This window comes from Herbiconiux sp. L3-i23, from assembly GCF_023734115.1.
In the GTDB taxonomy this organism is placed as follows: domain Bacteria; phylum Actinomycetota; class Actinomycetes; order Actinomycetales; family Microbacteriaceae; genus Naasia.
On record NZ_AP025737.1, the window covers coordinates 1,306,294 to 1,322,926 of the forward strand.

17 protein-coding genes are annotated in these 16,633 nt (G+C 69.8%); 5 read left to right on the forward strand and 12 right to left on the reverse strand.

The annotated features are described in order from the left end of the window. Positions 1–42 precede the first annotated feature (42 nt). A complete protein-coding gene (locus tag NGH83_RS06160; protein WP_251858183.1) occupies positions 43–522 on the forward strand; it encodes an 8-oxo-dGTP diphosphatase in 480 nt (159 codons plus the stop codon). Positions 523–566: 44 nt separating this feature from the next. Here the strand turns inward: NGH83_RS06160 and NGH83_RS06165 are convergent, their stop codons facing one another. Continuing rightward, the gene (locus NGH83_RS06165) at positions 567–1,034 is read right to left on the reverse strand and encodes a LysM domain-containing protein (RefSeq protein ID WP_251858184.1); all 468 of its coding nucleotides are present in this window, start codon (positions 1,032–1,034) and stop codon (positions 567–569) included. Between the two features lie 174 nt (positions 1,035–1,208). Between NGH83_RS06165 and NGH83_RS06170 the strand changes: the two genes are divergently transcribed. Then, a complete protein-coding gene (locus NGH83_RS06170) occupies positions 1,209–1,613 on the forward strand; it encodes a hypothetical protein (RefSeq protein ID WP_251858185.1) in 405 nt (134 codons plus the stop codon). A gap of 15 nt (positions 1,614–1,628) precedes the next feature. Here the strand turns inward: NGH83_RS06170 and NGH83_RS06175 are convergent, their stop codons facing one another. From NGH83_RS06175 to NGH83_RS06200, 6 genes are all read right to left on the reverse strand, one after another. Further along, the gene (locus NGH83_RS06175) at positions 1,629–3,008 is read right to left on the reverse strand and encodes an MFS transporter (protein ID WP_251858186.1); all 1,380 of its coding nucleotides are present in this window, start codon (positions 3,006–3,008) and stop codon (positions 1,629–1,631) included. Between the two features lie 4 nt (positions 3,009–3,012). Then, entirely contained in the window at positions 3,013–3,408 is a 396-nt protein-coding gene (locus NGH83_RS06180; RefSeq protein WP_251858187.1) for a hypothetical protein, read from the reverse strand. Between the two features lie 138 nt (positions 3,409–3,546). Then, complete coding sequence (locus NGH83_RS06185; RefSeq protein WP_251858188.1) at positions 3,547–4,575, reverse strand: ABC transporter permease; 1,029 nt, start codon at positions 4,573–4,575, stop codon at positions 3,547–3,549. Then, positions 4,572–6,146 carry a sugar ABC transporter ATP-binding protein gene (locus NGH83_RS06190; RefSeq protein WP_251858189.1) on the reverse strand — a complete coding sequence of 525 codons (1,575 nt, stop codon included), beginning with the start codon at positions 6,144–6,146 and terminating at the stop codon, positions 4,572–4,574. The genes NGH83_RS06185 and NGH83_RS06190 overlap by 4 nt, the downstream gene beginning before the upstream one ends. A gap of 13 nt (positions 6,147–6,159) precedes the next feature. Further along, positions 6,160–7,143, reverse strand: coding sequence for a sugar ABC transporter substrate-binding protein (locus NGH83_RS06195; RefSeq protein ID WP_251858190.1), 984 nt, complete (start codon positions 7,141–7,143; stop codon positions 6,160–6,162). A 113-nt stretch (positions 7,144–7,256) separates the two neighbouring features. Continuing rightward, positions 7,257–8,144, reverse strand: coding sequence for an N-acyl homoserine lactonase family protein (locus NGH83_RS06200; RefSeq protein WP_251858191.1), 888 nt, complete (start codon positions 8,142–8,144; stop codon positions 7,257–7,259). A 207-nt stretch (positions 8,145–8,351) separates the two neighbouring features. Here NGH83_RS06200 and NGH83_RS06205 point away from each other — a divergent pair, with 207 nt between their 5' ends. Further along, on the forward strand, positions 8,352–9,545 hold the full coding sequence (locus NGH83_RS06205; protein ID WP_251858192.1) for a Fic family protein: 1,194 nt from the start codon (positions 8,352–8,354) through the stop codon (positions 9,543–9,545). Positions 9,546–9,592: 47 nt separating this feature from the next. Further along, on the forward strand, positions 9,593–12,100 hold the full coding sequence (locus NGH83_RS06210; protein ID WP_371872772.1) for a DEAD/DEAH box helicase: 2,508 nt from the start codon (positions 9,593–9,595) through the stop codon (positions 12,098–12,100). A gap of 232 nt (positions 12,101–12,332) precedes the next feature. Here the strand turns inward: NGH83_RS06210 and NGH83_RS06215 are convergent, their stop codons facing one another. From NGH83_RS06215 to NGH83_RS06235, 5 genes are all read right to left on the reverse strand, one after another. After that, positions 12,333–13,469 carry a major royal jelly family protein gene (locus tag NGH83_RS06215; protein ID WP_251858193.1) on the reverse strand — a complete coding sequence of 379 codons (1,137 nt, stop codon included), beginning with the start codon at positions 13,467–13,469 and terminating at the stop codon, positions 12,333–12,335. Beyond that, complete coding sequence (locus tag NGH83_RS06220) at positions 13,466–13,711, reverse strand: hypothetical protein (RefSeq protein WP_251858194.1); 246 nt, start codon at positions 13,709–13,711, stop codon at positions 13,466–13,468. Before NGH83_RS06220 ends, NGH83_RS06215 begins: the two co-directional genes overlap by 4 nt. 60 nt (positions 13,712–13,771) lie before the next feature. Next, complete coding sequence (locus NGH83_RS06225; protein ID WP_251858195.1) at positions 13,772–13,945, reverse strand: hypothetical protein; 174 nt, start codon at positions 13,943–13,945, stop codon at positions 13,772–13,774. After that, positions 13,942–14,151, reverse strand: a complete 210-nt coding sequence (locus tag NGH83_RS06230) for a hypothetical protein (RefSeq protein ID WP_251858196.1) — start codon at positions 14,149–14,151, stop codon at positions 13,942–13,944. The genes NGH83_RS06225 and NGH83_RS06230 overlap by 4 nt, the downstream gene beginning before the upstream one ends. 267 nt (positions 14,152–14,418) lie before the next feature. Beyond that, complete coding sequence (locus tag NGH83_RS06235; protein WP_251858197.1) at positions 14,419–15,558, reverse strand: glutathione-independent formaldehyde dehydrogenase; 1,140 nt, start codon at positions 15,556–15,558, stop codon at positions 14,419–14,421. Positions 15,559–15,743: 185 nt separating this feature from the next. Between NGH83_RS06235 and NGH83_RS06240 the strand changes: the two genes are divergently transcribed. Further along, positions 15,744–16,553 carry a CPBP family intramembrane glutamic endopeptidase gene (locus NGH83_RS06240; protein WP_251858198.1) on the forward strand — a complete coding sequence of 270 codons (810 nt, stop codon included), beginning with the start codon at positions 15,744–15,746 and terminating at the stop codon, positions 16,551–16,553. The last annotated feature ends 80 nt before the right edge of the window (positions 16,554–16,633 follow it).

The following is a 16,633-nucleotide window of genomic DNA, read 5'->3' on the forward strand; positions in this document are numbered from 1 at the left end:
ACCTGTGAGGCGCAAGCAGACTCATCGAATAGCCTCGGATCCGTGTTCGATGTCGCGGTGACCTACCTGTTGCGGCACGGAGCGCGCGGCACCGAGGTGCTCCTCGGCGAGAAGCTCACCGGCCTCGGGGCGGGCAAGATCGTGGGGCCGGGCGGCAAGCTGGAGCCCGGCGAGAGCGCCGCGCAGGCCGCCGCGCGCGAGGTCGAGGAAGAGGTCGGTGTGCTCGTCCGACCGGACGATCTGCGTCGCGTCGCCCGTCTCGCCTACGAGTTCCCGCACCGGCCCGCCTGGAGCCAGCGGTCGACCGCCTTCCTCGCCGAGGTGTGGACGGGCGAGCCGCGCGCCAGCTCCGAGCTCGCCCCGCGCTGGTACCCGATCGACGCGCTGCCGCTCGAGCGGATGTGGGACGACGCGCGGCGTTGGCTGCCGCGGGTGCTGACCGGCGAACGGATCTCCGTCGACTGCTCCTACGCCGACGACAACGACACCGTCGCCACCTGGGTCGAGGCGCCGCTCGACTGACCTCGCTCCACTGGCGCCTCTCGCCTGACCTCGCTCGCCCGAGGTCAGAGCGTGCTCTGCCAGTCGAGGTTCACCACCTGGCCGATGTAGACCGTCTCGCCGAAGTCGTGGATCGACGGGTTCATCCGCAGCAGCTGCTGCTGCGGCAGGTCGAAGCGTTGGGCGATGTCGAAGAAGGAGTCGCCGGCGACGACGGTGTACCGCTCCGGTTCACCGGAGGCGTCGGTCGTCGCGGTGCCCAGTGCACCCGTCCGCGGCCCGCTGTCGACGGCCGGTCCCTCCTGGACCTCGGGGGCCGGCGCATTGGGGACGAGCGGATCGGCCCCGGGTGCTCCCGCCCCGGGCGCAGCGGGCGGGGTCGGGGTCACCGTCACGTACACCGTCTCGGCGGGTGCCGGCGCCGCAGTGACGAAGACGGTCTCGGCCGGCGTGGGGACGCAGCCGCTGAGCGCTGCAGCCAGCGCGAGACCGCTCACGACACCGAGCATCCCGCGGGATCGACCTCGGACCATGACCCTCCTCGGCCGGTCGCGGCGCTCGCCGCACGACCCGAGTCTGCCGATGCTCCGGTGGCGCCGCAACCGCGGATGATCCGGATGTCCTCCGCCGTGGCCTCGCGCGCGACGTTCCCCACAGACGCGGCCCGAACGGCCTGATGGCGGCGCGAACGGTGCGACTCTTCCGACATGGACGGCATCCGCAGCACCGCACTCGACACCGACGACGAACTGCTCGACGAGGTGATCTCGCTGCTGCATGCGGCGAACAAACCGGGACTCTGGCTCATCTTCCTCGACGAGGGCAAACGGCTCTGTCAGACCCTCATCCCGATCGACGGCATCCCGACCGTCCCCGGGCCGGGTGAGGACGCGAGCTTCGCGCCGCTGCTCGACTGGCTCGCCGACGGCGAGGGCGCCGCATCGGTCGTGTTCGTCATCGAGCGGCACGGCGACGCGAGGACCACAGCCGCGGACGTCGCCTGGGCCCGGTGCCTCCGCACGGCCGCGGGCATCGCCGAGCTTCCGGTGCGCGGCCAGATCGTGCTGCACGACACCGGTGGGCGGTGGCTCGCGCCCGACGACTACCTGTGAGCCGCTCCACGCGTCCTAGTTCTGCGGCGTCTCGACGGCGACCTTCTCGGCGCTCGCCCGGTTCTGGATGCCGATCGCAGACGTCATGGCGCCGAGGAGCAACAGGACGGCGGCGATGATCACGGTGCGGTGGAAGGCCTCGAGATCGAGGGCGCCGCCGAAGATCGCACCGAGGAACGCGACCGCGACGAGACCCGCGACCCTCGACACCGCGTTGTTGACGGCGGAGGCGATACCGCTGCGCGCCGGCTCGATCGCGCCGAGGATCGCCGAGGTCAGCGGCGCGACGGTGATGGTGAGGCCGAGACCGAAGATCAGCAGCCCGGGCAGCATCTGCCACCAGAAGTCGAAGTCGCGCTGCACGAACAGCAGCCACAGGAAGCCGACAGCACCGATCGCAGGACCGACCGCCATGAACCAGCGCGAGCCGTAGCGGCCGGCGAGACCGCCGAACGTGCCCGAGAGGAACAGCGGGATCAGCGCGGCGGGGAGGCTCGCGAAGCCGGCGAGGAAGGCGGGCGCGCCGACCACCTGCTGCAGGTAGAGGGTGACGACGAGAGGGCCGAGCGAGAGTGCGGCGTAGACGAACACGGTGGCGAGATTGCCGACCGCGAAGTTGCGCACCGAGAACAGGGCGAGCGGCAGCATCGGCTGCGCCGCCCGACGCTCCCACAGCAGATACGCGACGAAGAGCACCGCGCCGCCGAGGAGCGGCACCAGCACGGCGGGGCTTCCCCAGCCGAGGCGTTCGTGCTCGATCAGTGCGAAGACGGGGCCGGCGAGACCCAGGGTGCCGAGCAGCGCTCCGATGACATCGACCCGGGCGCCGGAGGTCTTCTCGTGCCCGCCGCGCACACGGCTGAGCAGCAGCAGGGTGATGGCGATCGGCAGGACGTTGATGCCGAAGATCCACCGCCATCCGACGGTGTCGACGAGCGCGCCGCCCAGCACGGGGCCAGCGATGAAGGCGACACCGGTGAACCCGGTCCACAGCCCGATCGCCCGTGCCTGCGCGGCGCCGGAGAAGCTCGAGGTGATGATCGCTAGAGAGCTCGGCACGAGCAGCGCCCCGCCGACCCCCTGGACGACGCGGGCGGCGATCAGCAGGCCCGCGGTGGGGGCGAGAGCGCAGGCGACCGAGGCGACACCGAAGAGGACGAGCCCCGCGACGAGGACCCGCGCGCGGCCGAGCGAGTCGGACAGCGAGCCGGCGAGCAGGATCAGTGCCGAGAGGCTGAGGAGGTAGCCGTCGAGCACCCACTGGCTGGTGACGATGCCGCCGCCCAGCTCGTCGACCATGGCGGGCAGCGCGACGTTGACGATCGAGCCGTCGAGGAAGGGCACGAAGGAGGCGAGGATCGCGACCGTGAGGATCAGTCGCTGCCGGAGATCCACGCGGTTACTCGGTCACCTGGAGGGTGAAGGCGATCTCATCGGTGCCGTCCGTCAGCGAGACCTCGGTGCTGCCGGCCTCGAGCGGCGTGATGCCCGGGTTGAAGGTGGCGCCGTCCTTCGTGCCGCCGGGAGTGAACTCCGCGATGGCGGGATCGGAGAAGGTGGCGCTCCACGCGTCGGGGGTCTCGGCGTCGAGGTCGAGAACGCGTCCCATCGGCAGCGTGACGGTCGTGCCGGCGAGCGCGCCGTCGACGGTGACGATCACCGGACCGATCGCGCTCGGGCTGGGGGAGGCGTCGGGCCCCGCGCCGCCCGCCGCGCAACCGCTCAACAGCAGAGTCCCGGCGAGGATTCCGCCGATCGTCGCGCCCACCGTCGCGCCCACTGACAACCGTCGCATCCGACTCTCCTCGCTCGTGTCGGCGCCCATGGTCGCGCCTGCGCGTCACGCTATCGAATCGCGAGGGGGGATGGTGGGACGACGGACCGGGACGAGGACCGGGAAGGCGGCCGGCCCCGTCGGAGCCGGCCGCCACGGTCAGGCTTTCGCGTACCGCCTCGCGATGGTCGACAGGGCGACGGCGAGCACCAGGATGCCGCCCTTGAACACGTACTGCCAGAAGGTGGGGGTGCCGAGCAGGCTCAGCCCGTTGAAGCCGACGCTCACGACCAGCACGCCGACGAGGGTGCCGAGGATGTGGAACTCGCCGTCGCGCAGCGTCGCGGAGCCGAGGAAGACCGCGGCGAACGAGTCCATCAGGTACCCGTCGGCGGCGCCGACCGTGCCCGAGCCGAGCAGGGAGGCGAGCAGGATGCCGGTGATGGCGGCGCACACTCCCGCGATCACGAACGCCGTGATCTTCGACCGGTCGGTGCGGATGCCGGCGAGACGCGCCGCGCTCTTGTTCGCTCCGACCGCCTGGATGCGCTGGCCCGTGGCGGTGCGGTTGAGGATCAGCCAGAGCAGCGCGACGACGATCGCCATGAACCAGATCGGGTTCTGGATGCCGAGGAAGCGGGCGAGGGTGATGTAGCTGAACTCGCGGGGCACGTCGATGATCGGCGAGCCCGCCGTGTACCCGAAGGCGAGGCCGGTGAGTATCGTCCCGACACCCAGTGTGGCGACCACCGCGTTGACCCGCGCCTTGGTGACGAGGATGCCGTTGACACCGCCGATGCCGCCGCCGATCGCGATGGTCACCAGCACGGCGATGATGAGCGGCAGTCCCTGGTTGGCGACGAGTCCGGTGACGAGCACCCCGGCGAGGCTGGCGGCGTAGCCGACGCTGAGGTCGAACTCGCCGACCACCAGCACGAGCGTCAGCCCGCAGGCGATGATCGCGGTGAGCGCCGACTGGTTCACGATGCTGAGCAGGTTGGTCGGCGAGAGGAACGCGCCGTTCGGCACCGCCAAGCCGAAAATGATCAGCATGATCGCCATCGCGATGAGGGTGCCGTACTTCGACACGATGGTGAGGGCGAGGCGGCCGCGTCGCGAGTGCGGGGTCAGGCTTCCCTCGGTCGCGGCCGGGTTGGTGCTCGCGGGGTCGGGCAGTGTCGTGGTCATGAGTCGGTTCCCTTTCCGGTCTCCCGGTCGAAGCTGAGTGAGAGGAGGCGGTCGACGGTGATGTCGCCTCCGACGAGTTCGCCCGAGACGTGCCCCTCGGCCATCACGACCACGCGGTCGCAGAGGGCGACGAGCTCCTCGTTGTCGGACGAGATGGCGAGCACGGCGGTGCCCTGCGCGGCGAGTTCGCGGATGACGCGGTGCACTTCGGCGCGGGCGCCGACGTCGACGCCGCGGGACGGCTCGTCGAGGATCAGCACCCGAGGGCGGTCGATGAGCCACCGCGCGATGGCGACCTTCTGCTGGTTCCCGCCCGACAGCGAGCTGACGAGGGCGCCGACGCCCGCCGACTTCACCGTCACCTCTCGGGCGATGTCCGTCGCGCGCCGGCGTCCCACCCCGAAGCGGAGAAACGGCCAGAGCGCCGAGCGGCGCAGCGAGCGCAGCGTGGAGATGTTGATGTTGAAGTCGATGGTGCGGTCGAGGAAGAGCCCCTCCGATCGGCGCTCCTCCGGGACGAGCCCGATGCCCGCGAGGACCGCGTCGGCGGGCTCGGCGAACCGGACCGGTCGACCCTCGAGCAGGACCTCGCCCGCGGTGCGCTTGTTCTCGCCGTAGACGAGCTTCGCGAGCTCGGTGCGGCCGGCGCCGACGAGTCCCGCGAGGCCGAGCACCTCGCCCTCGTGCACGGTGAGGGAGACATCGCGCACCAGGTGCCCGTCGGCGACGCCGCGCACCTCGAGCACCGGGCGACCGACGGGTGCCGGTTCGTGACCGCGCTCGGGGATCTCGAGGTCGCGGCCGACGATCGCGCTCACGAGTTCCGGCTTCGTCATCGGGGTGCCGACCGAGCGCCGCGTCACCGCGCCGTCCTTGAACACGGTGATGTCCTCGCACAGCTCGCTGACCTCGTCGAGCCGATGCGAGACGAACAGCACCGCGGTGCCCGACGCCGCCAGCTCGCGGATGATCCGGTGCAGGCGGGTGGCCTCGGATGCGGACAGCGAGGCGGTGGGCTCGTCCATCGCGATCATGCGGGCGTCCCGCATGAGCGCGCGACCGATGAGCACGAGCCACTGATCGGCGGTGGAGAGGTCGTCGACGTTGGTGTTCAGCCCGAAGTCCATGCCGAGCTTCTTCGCGACCGCCGACGCCCGCGCCCGAGCGGGCCGCCAATCGATGACGCCGAGCCGCGACGGCGGCTTCTGGCCGAGCATCATGTTCCGCAGCACGTTCCAGCCGGGGATGAGGCTCATCTCCTGGTGGATGAAGGCGAGGCCGAGGCGGGAGGCGGCGTCGGGATCGGGGATCTCGACGGTCTCGCCCTCGACGACGACCTCGCCGCCGTCGGGCTGCTCGATGCCGGCGAGGACCTTGATGAGGGTCGACTTGCCGGCGCCGTTGGCGCCGATGAGCCCGTGCACGACGCCCGGCCGCACGGCGAAGGACACCCCCTTCAGCGCGTACACGCCGCCGAAGGACTTGCTGATGTCGTTCACCCGGATGAGGTCGCCGCCGGTGCGGCGTCCCGTCGTCGCGGTGTCGGGGATGGAGTCGTTCACGGTGCTCATCGGCGCCTCCTGCTCAGTCGAGCGCTTCGGGGTGTTCGGCGAGGAAGTCGTCGATGGTGTCGGCGGTGACGAGGACACCCGGGACGTCGACCGTCTCGGCCTCGGTGCTGCCGTTCTCGATCGCCTCGAGGGTCTTCTCGAACATGGTGCGCCCCTCGAGGGTGCCGTCCTCGTACACGGTCGCCGTGAGCGAGCCGTCCTGGACCGCCTTGATGGCGGTGCTCGATCCGTTGATGCCGTAGGTCAGCACGTCGGTGCGTCCCGTCTGCTTCAGCGCCGAGATGGCGCCGAGGGTCGGGTCCTCCCAGCAGCCCCAGATCGCGAGGTTGCCGCCCGCGGGGTGGGCGCCGAGCCAGGCGGTGGCGTAGTCGGCGCCGTCTTGCAGGAAGCCGGGGATGCCGACCTCGTTCTTCGTGACCCGGATGTTCGGGTAGTCGGCGAGCATCTCGTCGAACAGCGCCTCGCGGTCGCGGCAGACCTGACCGGTGCGGTAGGTGAGGGCGAGCACGTCGCCGTCGTCACCGATCGCGTCGAGCAGCGCCTGGGTGGCGGGCTCGGCGAACGGGGCGCCGTCGCCGGTCGTCATCACGACGCCCGGAGCGATTCCGCCACCCCAGGTGGCGACGGGGATGCCCGCGTTCTGAGCGGCGCTCAGTCCGGCGCCGAGCGAGCTCGCCGGGAAGACGAGGTCGAAGATCATGCCGGCGTTCTTGTTCACGAAGTTCGTGATGGCCGCGTTCGCCTGGTCGGCGTTGCCTGCGGCGTCGACGACCTCGACCGTCCATCCCGCCTCCTCGGCCGCCTCGGTGGCGCCGGCGATGACGCGGGCGTTGTTCGCGTCGGTGGCGCTGATGGTGACGATGCCGAGCAGGGTGCTCTTCGGCTCGCCGCCCTCCGCCGCCGCGCCGGGGACATCGTCGGGGGTGCTGCAGGCGGTGACCGCCAACAGGGCGGCGCCGGCCAGGGCCAGCGCGAGAACTGCTTTGTTCTTCCGCATTGTGAACTCCTCGTGGTTCTTCGGTGTGGTGCAGGGATCGGTGGTGTTAGGGACAGTGGTGTTGGGGACAGTGGTGCTGGGGATCGGTGGTGCTGGATCGGTGGTGTCGGTGGTCAGGGAAGCTCGGCCGCCGCAGGGGCGGGGGCGGTCAGCCGCGACGCGCTGCCGGGGGCGAGCAGCAGCTCGGCGACCGAGAGGCCGTCGTCGTACTTGCGCGACGGGTGCCGGCTGAACGTGGCGTACTCGTGCACGATGACGAGGCGGTTCGTATCGCCCGCCGTGCGGGCCATCTCGTCGATGATCTGCAGGCCGCGCCATCCGCTGCCGCCGCCGAAGCCGATGTTCACCATCTCGCCGGAGCCGCCGATACCCTCGGCGTTCTCGTAGCTGTACAGGGCGTCGCCGGTGACGACCCAGTTCTGACCGGCGTCCTCGACGACGACGTACTGGCCGCCCATGGTGTGGGTGTCGTACGCGGTGCGGATGTGCAGGCCGGGGAAGAGGTTCTCGACCGGGCCGTCGAGGAGGGTCAGGCGGCCGCTCGCGGCGAGCTTCTCGAGCTCGGTGACATCCTCCGGGTCGAGGGCGCCGATGATCGAGCTGTACAGGTGACGGTTGTCGAGCGCCCAGCGCGAGCTCTCGAGCTCGATCTTCTGCAGGTAGAAGGTCGCGTTGGGGAAGTAGCGGTACCCGCCCGCGTGGTCGTAGTGCGCGTGGGTGAGGATGACCGTGTCGATCTCGTCGGGCGTCACGCCGACCTTCGCGAGCACCTCGGCCGGCGGCTGCCAGTCGACGATGTCGTTGATGTCGTTGTAGTGCTTGTTCGACGACGCGTTGTCGTGGCCGATGTCGACGAGGATCTTGTGCCCGCCGCCCTCGATGTAGGCGTAGCTGTAGGCGAACATCCTGGTCCCGGCGTTCCACTGTCCGTAGAAGATGCAGCCCATGGGCTGTTCCAGGCAGTGGGAGTACTCGAGCATCCAGATGGAGTACGACGACATCGTCACCCTTCCGCGAGGGCGCCTTCACCCTCAGTAATCGATTTCTGGAGCGTATGGGGCACTGAAGGGCTCGGCCAACCGCTGGAGACCGCCCATCCGGCCACTTCCGATAACTGACCCGGCCATGCCCTCCGATGAGGACGCAGCCGTTCATAGCGGCGCTCTTGTTATTGTTTAAGCGATCATCCGGAACGAGGTTGTGCAGGTATGACGAGTCCCAGCGACGAGGCGTGGCCCGCCGTCGCGTTCGAGGAACGCACCTGGGACCCCGCCACCGAGGTGCGCGACTCGTTCTCGCCCATCCGCGCGGAGTCGGGTCCGTACCGGGCCATCGTCCCCGCCGCCATCGCCGAGCGACCCGTCCGGGTCGACGACGCCATCGCGGCGCTCGCCGCCGACGCGACCGCGGAGCTGATCCGGCTCGACGCCGAGTTCGGCTACCGGGACGAGGCGGTGCCGCCACTGCTCGTCCGGGCCGAGAGCGCCGCGAGCTCCTCGATCGAACGGGTCAGCGCCTCCGCCCTGTCGGTCGCGCTCGCCGAGTTCGAGGAGTCCGTCGACCCGGCGGCCGGTCAGCTGGTCAGCCACAGCCGTGCGATCGAACTCGCCCGGGCGCGGGCCGCGTCACTCGACGAGGACGCGATCGTCTCGGTTCAGCGCACCCTCATGGCCTCGAGCCGTCCCGAGCGTCGCGGACGGTGGCGCGACCAGCAGGTGTGGATCGGAGGAGGGGCACGCGGACCGGCGCGCGCCGCGTTCGTGCCGCCCCACGTGTCCCGTCTCCCCGCCGCGATGGACGACCTGATCCGCTTCATGCGCCGACCGCAGTTGCAGCCGCTCGTGCAGATCGCGGTCGCGCACGCGCAGTACGAGACGATTCACCCGTTCCTCGAGGTGAACGGCCGCACCGGGCGTTCGCTCGTGCAGGCGATGCTGCGCCGCGCCGACGTTGCCCGCACCCTCGTCATCCCGATCTCCGCGGGACTGTCCGAGGACACCGCCGGGTACTTCGACGCGCTGACCCGGTACCGCTCCGGACGTCTCGAGCCGATCGTCGAGATCTTCGCCACTGCCGCGATCTCCGCGGTGGAGAGCAGCAGACAGATGGCCGACGACCTCGTGCAGGTGCGTTCGACGTGGTCGCAGCGCTGCACGGCACGTCAAGGCTCGGGCGCGCGGCGTCTGCTGCCGCTGCTCGAGACCCGGCCGGTGCTCACCTCCGCGTCCGCGATGGAGCACCTGCGGGTCAGCGCCCCCAACGCGCAGCTCGCGATCGACCGGCTCGTCGCCGACGGCATCCTCACCCAGGTGGGCGGGGCCCGTCGCAACCGCGTGTGGGCGGCCACCGGACTGCTCGCCGTGGTCGACGCCTTCTCGGAGCGCACGCGCCGTCAGCGCTGATCTTCCGGCTCCCCCCTCCTTGTCGCGGGCCCGCGGGAGGCGAGGCGATGGGGGAGGATCGAGGGGTGAGCCTTCTCGATCGCATGCCGTCCACCGACGACCCGGACCAGGCGTACGAGGGCTTCGTCGGGTGGGCTGAGGACCAGGGCTATTCGCTCTACGAGGCGCAGGACGAGGCCGTGCTCGAGATCGCGAGCGGATCTAACGTCATCCTCTCGACCCCGACCGGCAGCGGGAAATCGCTCGTCGCGGTCGCCGCGCACGCGGTCGCCGTCGCGCAGGGCAAGCGCTCGTTCTACACGGCCCCGATCAAGGCGCTCGTCAGCGAGAAGTTCTTCGCCCTCGTGGAGGTGTTCGGCGCCGAGAACGTGGGAATGGTCACCGGCGACTCCTCGGTCAACGGCGACGCCCCGATCGTCTGCTGCACCGCCGAGATCCTCGCAAACATGGCGCTTCGCCGCGGCCCCGATGCCGACATCGACCAGGTCGTGATGGACGAGTTCCACTTCTACGCCGACCCCGACCGCGGCTGGGCGTGGCAGGTGCCGCTGCTGACACTCGCCGACACCCAGTTCGTGCTCATGTCGGCGACGCTCGGCGACGTCGCCGACCTCGCCGCCGACCTCAGCGATCGGACCGGGCGCGACACGGCGCGGATCACGGGCGTCGACCGGCCGATCCCGCTGCACTTCTACTACGCCACCACCCCGGTGCAGGAGACCGTCGAGGAGCTGCTGCAGAGCGATCAGGCGCCCGTCTACATCGTGCACTTCTCGCAGGCCGCCGCCATGGAGCGCGCGCAGGCGCTCGCGAGCATCTCCGTGCAGACCCGCGCCGGCCGGGACCTGATCGCCGAGGAGATCGGCGGGTTCCGCTTCACCACCGCGTTCGGACGCACCCTCAGCCGGCTGCTGCGCCTCGGCATCGGCGTCCATCACGCCGGGATGCTGCCGAAGTACCGACGGCTGGTCGAGCAGCTCGCCCAGCGCGGGCTGCTGCGGGTCATCTGCGGCACCGACACGCTCGGGGTCGGCATCAACGTCCCCATCCGCAGCGTCCTGCTCACCGCTCTCACCAAGTTCGACGGCACGAAGATGCGCCAGCTCACCGCCCGCGAGTTCCACCAGATCGCGGGCCGCGCCGGGCGCGCGGGTTTCGACACCGCAGGCACCGTGCTGGTGCAGGCGCCGGAGCACGAGATCGAAAACGCGCGCGCCATCGAGAAGGCGGGCGACGACCCGAAGAAGAAGCGGAAGATCATCCGCAAGAAGGCGCCGGAGGGGTTCGTCTCATGGGGCGAGCCGAGCTTCCGCAAGCTCGAAACGGCCGAGCCCGAGGCGCTCACCAGCCGCATGGTGCTGACCGCCGCGATGCTCGTCAACGTCATCGCGCGCGGCGGCGACGTGTTCGCAGGCGTCCGCGCCCTCGTCTTCGACAACCACGAGCCGCGCGCCCGCCAGTACGCGCTCGCGCGGCGGGCGATCGGCATCTACCGCACCCTCGTCGCCGCGGGGGTCGTCGAGAGCGTCGACGGCACCATCCGCCTCACGGTCGACCTCGACCCGAACTTCGCGCTCAACCAGCCGCTGTCGCCGTTCGCGCTCGGGGCGCTCGAGCTGCTCGACCGGGACTCGCCGACCTACGCCCTCGACGTCGTCAGCGTGATCGAGTCGACCCTCGACGACCCGCGCCCGGTGCTGTCGCAGCAGGAGTTCGCCGCCCGCGGCGAGGCGGTCGCCGCGATGAAGGCCGACGGCGTCGAGTACGAGGAGCGGACGGCGGCGCTCGAGGACGTCACCTATCCGAAGCCGCTCGCCGAACTGCTGTTCGCCGCGTTCGAGACCTTCGCCGCGGGGCAGCCGTGGGTGCGCGACTTCGAGCTGCGCCCCAAGTCGGTGGTGCGCGACATGTTCGAGCGGGCCATGTCGTTCACCGAGTTCGTCGGCGCCTACCAGCTCGGCCGCAGCGAGGGACTGGTGCTGCGCTACCTCTCGGACGCGTTCCGCGCGATCCGGCAGACCGTGCCGCCCGAGGCGAAGAGCGAGGAGCTCCTCGACATCATCGAGTGGCTCGGCGAGCTGGTGCGCCAGGTCGACTCGAGCCTGGTGGACGAGTGGGAGCAGCTCGTCGCCCCCTCGGCCGACCCCGATGCTCCCGTCGTGCCGCCCGCACCGCCGAGCATCCTCACCAACCGACGCGCGTTCCTCGTGCTGGTGCGCAACGAGATGTTCCGGCGCGTGCAGCTGATGGCGCTCGACAAGCCGGAGGAGCTCGCGGCGCTCGACGGCCCGGGCGGCCTCGACGCCGACGGATGGGCGGACGCGCTCGACGCCTACTACGGCGAGCACGCCAGCATCGGCACCGGAGCCTCCGCGCGCGGTCCGATGATGATCGTGATCGATGAGGATGCGCGTCCTGGGTACTGGGCGGTCGAGCAGATCCTCGACGACCCCGCTGGCGATCGGGACTGGCGCATCCGGGCAGAGGTCGACCTCGACGGTTCGGACGAAGCGGGCACTGCCGTCGTCCGGACCGCCGAGGTCGTCAGGCTCTGAGCCGGTCTTACGAAAAGGGGCGCAGGATCATCCCTCGGCCTGCGACGGTTTGCCGTCGCTCGCCTGGACGTCGTGCTCCTCGGTCTGTGGCTCTTCGCCCTCGGCCTGCGAGGGCTTATCCGGGTCTGCCATCTGTTCTCCTTTCGTCGGGAATCAGGTCGTGGGAAGTCGTGATCGGTGCGTGTCGGCGCTTCGGCAGCTCGGTGGTTGGACAGCTCAGCAGTGCGACAGCTCAGCGGCGGAGCCGCACCGGGCCCGCGTCGATGGCGACGCGGAAGAGGTAGTAAGGGTAGCTCCGCAGATCCTCGCCACCCTGGTACTTCGCCTGACGGTGGAGCTGATTGCAGGTGACGTACAGGTGTCCGTCCGCCGCCACCGACATCGTGTCGGGCCACAGCATCCGCTCGTCGTGCACGAGGGTCTCGATGGTGCCGTCGACCCCGCGTCGGACGATCGCGTTGTGCTCGTAGCTCGTCGCGTAGATCCGCCCGGCGTCGTCGGTCTCGAGACCGTCGGCGCCCCCGCCCTTGTCGCCCTCGTCGCGCACCGTCTGCGCGACGGCGTCGTCGTCGATGCTGTGATCGACGAGTGCGTCGGTGGCGACGCTGTACCAGCGGCGTGAGGCGAGCGGGCAGTACCAGAGCCTGCTGCCGTCGCTCGAGATGGCGATGCCGTCGGCGCCCATCGTGACCGGCTTCGACTCCTCGCCCGGCGTGCGTTCGGCGAAGACGCGGCCCTCGGCGATGGGGACGAACTCGGCTCTCGTCTCGGCCTTGGTCGTGGGGTGGTCGCGCAGGCGTCGCCAGGCCTCGCCGCTCGCGAGGTCGACGACGATGATGCCGTTCTCGCCCTGGTCCGCGGAGTCGGTGATGTAGGCCACCCCTGCCTCCCCGCGGCCGAGGTCGAAGCGCACGTCGTTCAGGTAGGTCGTCGGCAGGGCGACGTCCTCATCGAAGACGATGCTCTGGAACACCTCGTTCGTGGTGAGGTCGATGCCGACGAGCTTCGGTCCGCCGTACTGCGTCGGCTGGAACATCGGCGATCCGGTGTCGAGCACCCAGAGCCGGTCGTCGGGGTCGACGACGATCGACTGGACCGACACGAACGCGGTCTTGTCCGCGTCCCCGGACGGGCTGTTCCAGCGCTCGTCGGGGAAGGCGCGGGGAACACCGTCGACGATCTCGACCACGGTCGCCTCGACCTCGTCGCCCCACTTCGGGAAGTTCACGAAGATCCGTCCGGTGCGCGAGACGCTGACGCCGGTCGGCATCGGGCCCGAGTCGAAGGCGTGGACGACCTCGAGCGCCCCGGCCGGTGCGTCGACCGATCGGATGCTCTGCTCGGGGCCGCCCGCCCAGAACCGGTTCACGACCCGAAGCCCTCCGGCGTCTCCGAGGTGGCGGACGGCTCGGGGTTGGCCTCGAACTCGGACCAGGCGCGCTCGTAACGCTCCCGGTTCGATTCGAGGCCGGTCTCGAAGTAGCCGTCGTAGATGGGCTTGCCGCCGGACTCCGGGAAGTCGTCGAGGGTGCCGACCTCGCGAGCGAACTCGCCGGTCTCGTCGTCGCGCTTCTGCTGGTCGTGCAGCCATGCGGGGAAGGTCTGGGTCATGTCGGAAGTCTTTCGTGTGTTGTGGTCGCGTGATGTCGTCGGGATGGCGGATGCGGCTGATCAGACGGGCGAGACGCCCGAGCCCTCGTCCGGAGCGTCCGGCGCGAACTCAGTGACCGCCGCCGTGCCGTCCGGCGGGATGACGGTGCCGGGCACCGGCTCGCCGAGCTCCTCGGGCTGCTGCTCGGCGTCGTCGTTTCCGGCGGCGTCCCGGTCGCGCAGCTCCGCCGTCATCGCGTCGCCGCTCCCGTGTCGAGGTCGTCGCCCGCCTGCAGATCGGGTCCGTCGGCTTCGGTGATGTCGATGCCCTCCTCGCTCAGCGGCTCGTCGTTCTCGGTTCCCGGGGCGGGCGGGACGGCGGCCGCTCCGCCGTTCATGTCGGGGACGAGGGTCGAGTAGTCGGGATCACCCAGGGTCGGTTCCACGTTCGGATCGCTCATGTCATCGATGCTCCGTCTCGTTCCTTGCGGTTCGGTGGGCACCACCTGGACGCGTCTCCAGCGTCCTCGGAGGAGGCGTCCAGCCGCGGCCGACAGGTTCGCTCTCGATACGCTCCTTCGTCGCTACTCGACGACCGGAGCGGACTCGGTCGTTGAGTAGGGCGAAGCCCGTATCGAAACGGGTCGAGTAAGCGAAGCGCATCGAGACCACCGCGCCGGGATCGGTGCGTGTGCTCTCGATGCGCTCCGTCGTCGCTACCCGGAAGCTCACGCAGCGGGGTGCAGGAGCACTTTCGTCCAGCCGTCGTCGCGCGCGTCGAAGTGCTTGTATGCGTCGGGGGCCTCATCGAGGCCGAGCTCGTGCGAGACGATCGCCGACGGGCTGGCCTTGCCGCGGATGATGAGGTCGCGCAGCTGACGGTTGTACTTCTTGACCGGGCACTGTCCCGTGCCGATCGCGATGCCCTTGGTGAACGCGGTGCCGAAGTCGAACGCGATGCGGCCCTTCGCTGCCTCCTCGTTCGGCGCCTCGGGGTCCTCGGGGACGTAGACCCCCACGACACCGAGCCGGCCCGTGGCGCGGACGACTTTCACCAGGTTGTCGAGCACCATCTCGGGGTGCTCCTCACCGGTGTGGTCGTGCGCCTGGAATCCCACCGCCTCGACGCCGCAGTCGACGCCGAAACCGTCGGTGTACTCCATGATCGCCTCCTCGACGTCGACCTTCGAGAAGTCGATGGCCGTGGCGCCCATCCGCTCGGCGAGCGCGAGCCGGTCGGGTTCCTTGTCGACGACGAACGTCTGCGAGGCTCCACGGAGGTTGGCGCTGAGCGCCGCCATCAGGCCGACGGGACCGCCGCCGAAGATCGCGACCGTGTCACCGGGAGAGACGCCCGCGAGCTCCGTCGCGTGGTAGCCGGTCGGGAAGATGTCGGAGAGCATGGTGAAGTCGTTCTCCCATTCGGTGCCGGCGGGCAGCTCCAGGAGATTGAAGTCCGCCCACGGCACGCGAAGAAGCTCGGCTTGGCCTCCCCAGTACGGTCCCATCATCGGATAGCCGTACCCCGCGCCCGGCTGACCCGACGGGTTCGCGCGCAGGCAGGCGCTCGTGAAGCCCTCGTTGCAGTTCCGGCACGTCCCGCAGGCGAGGTTGAAGGGCACGGACACGCGATCGCCGACCTTGATCCGCTCGACTCCGGCGCCCACCTCTTCGACGATGCCCATGTTCTCGTGTCCGAGAACCATTCCGGGATCGAGCGCCGACCGCCCCTCGTAGGGATGCAGGTCGGAGCCGCAGATGTTCGCGGTGGTGATCCTGATCACCGCATCGAGAGGGTTCTCGATCTTGGGGTCGTCGACCTCTTCGACCTGCAGTTCAAACGGTCCCTTGAATACCACTGCCTTCATCTGCGTCTCTCCCGCTCGCTCGCTGCGGCCGGATCGGACCGGGCCGCGCCCCGACGATCGGGGCCCTTTCAGTCGACCCGCCTCCCCGGAGCAGCGCCAAGGATCAGCACGAACCGCACAGGACACCGGCGGCGACAGTTCAGGAACCGCACCCCAATCGGCGTGTTTGCCTAGAGTTGTCGGCGATGACGATCGACGCCGTCCGCCCACCGTCCGCCTCCTGGGCGATCCTCCCCGCGCTCGGTGTCGCCGCCGCCGCGGTGCTGCTGTTCGGGTTCGAGCAGAAGCTCGCCGGCTACCTCGTGCTCGCCGCGAGCGTCGGGATCGCCTTCGCCGCGGGGCGGGAACTCGGCAAGGACCTGCTGCTGATCGGCGTCGGGATGTCGATCGTCGGTGCCGTGTCCGTCGAGGCCAACATCGACTGGTGGAACATCGTGCTGCTCGGCGTGGTGCTCTCGGCATCCGTCGCGGTGCCCTTCGCGATCGACCGCTTCGTCTACCGTCACCGCACCATCGCGTTCCCGGTGCCGCGGACACCGTGGACGACTCTCGAGCGCGCCTGGTTGATCGGCGCTGTCGTCGCCGCGTACCTGATCCTGCCGGTCTACTTCATCCGGTCGGGGGTGTACCAGAACTGGCCGGCCGTGCACGAGTGGCACGAGCTCCTGCGACTGTTCGTGGGCGTGAACGCGGTCGGCATCTGGGACGAGCTGTTCTTCATCTGCGTGATCTTCAGTCTGCTGCGCCGGCACTTCCCCGACTGGCAGGCGATCCTGCTGCAGGCCGTCATCTTCGTGTCGTTCCTGTGGGAGCTCGGCTACCGCTCATGGGGCCCCGCCATCACCATCCCGTTCGCGATCATGCAGGCGTTCATCTTCACGAGGACGAAGTCGCTGCCGTACGTGATCTGCGTGCACCTGCTGTTCGACTTCCTCGTCTTCCTCTCGATCGTGCACGCGCACAACCGCGAGTGGCTGCGGATCTTCCTCTACTGACGGCCCCCGCATTCACCTCGGCACGGGGCAGTTAACCGGCGTTCGCTAAGTTGTGCGCCAGCAACCGTCAGCGATCGAGG

Coding starts and splice junctions, on each gene's coding strand:
- NGH83_RS06225 (WP_251858195.1), bottom strand. CDS start 13,945: ATGACGGCGGAGCTGCGCGACCGGGACGCCGCCGGAAACGACGACGCC.
- NGH83_RS06240 (WP_251858198.1), top strand. CDS start 15,744: ATGACGATCGACGCCGTCCGCCCACCGTCCGCCTCCTGGGCGATCCTC.
- NGH83_RS06170 (WP_251858185.1), top strand. CDS start 1,209: ATGGACGGCATCCGCAGCACCGCACTCGACACCGACGACGAACTGCTC.
- NGH83_RS06180 (WP_251858187.1), bottom strand. CDS start 3,408: ATGCGACGGTTGTCAGTGGGCGCGACGGTGGGCGCGACGATCGGCGGA.
- NGH83_RS06165 (WP_251858184.1), bottom strand. CDS start 1,034: ATGGTCCGAGGTCGATCCCGCGGGATGCTCGGTGTCGTGAGCGGTCTC.
- NGH83_RS06205 (WP_251858192.1), top strand. CDS start 8,352: ATGACGAGTCCCAGCGACGAGGCGTGGCCCGCCGTCGCGTTCGAGGAA.
- NGH83_RS06210 (WP_371872772.1), top strand. CDS start 9,593: ATGGGGGAGGATCGAGGGGTGAGCCTTCTCGATCGCATGCCGTCCACC.
- NGH83_RS06235 (WP_251858197.1), bottom strand. CDS start 15,558: ATGAAGGCAGTGGTATTCAAGGGACCGTTTGAACTGCAGGTCGAAGAG.
- NGH83_RS06200 (WP_251858191.1), bottom strand. CDS start 8,144: ATGTCGTCGTACTCCATCTGGATGCTCGAGTACTCCCACTGCCTGGAA.
- NGH83_RS06220 (WP_251858194.1), bottom strand. CDS start 13,711: ATGACCCAGACCTTCCCCGCATGGCTGCACGACCAGCAGAAGCGCGAC.
- NGH83_RS06195 (WP_251858190.1), bottom strand. CDS start 7,143: ATGCGGAAGAACAAAGCAGTTCTCGCGCTGGCCCTGGCCGGCGCCGCC.
- NGH83_RS06190 (WP_251858189.1), bottom strand. CDS start 6,146: ATGAGCACCGTGAACGACTCCATCCCCGACACCGCGACGACGGGACGC.
- NGH83_RS06185 (WP_251858188.1), bottom strand. CDS start 4,575: ATGACCACGACACTGCCCGACCCCGCGAGCACCAACCCGGCCGCGACC.
- NGH83_RS06230 (WP_251858196.1), bottom strand. CDS start 14,151: ATGAGCGATCCGAACGTGGAACCGACCCTGGGTGATCCCGACTACTCG.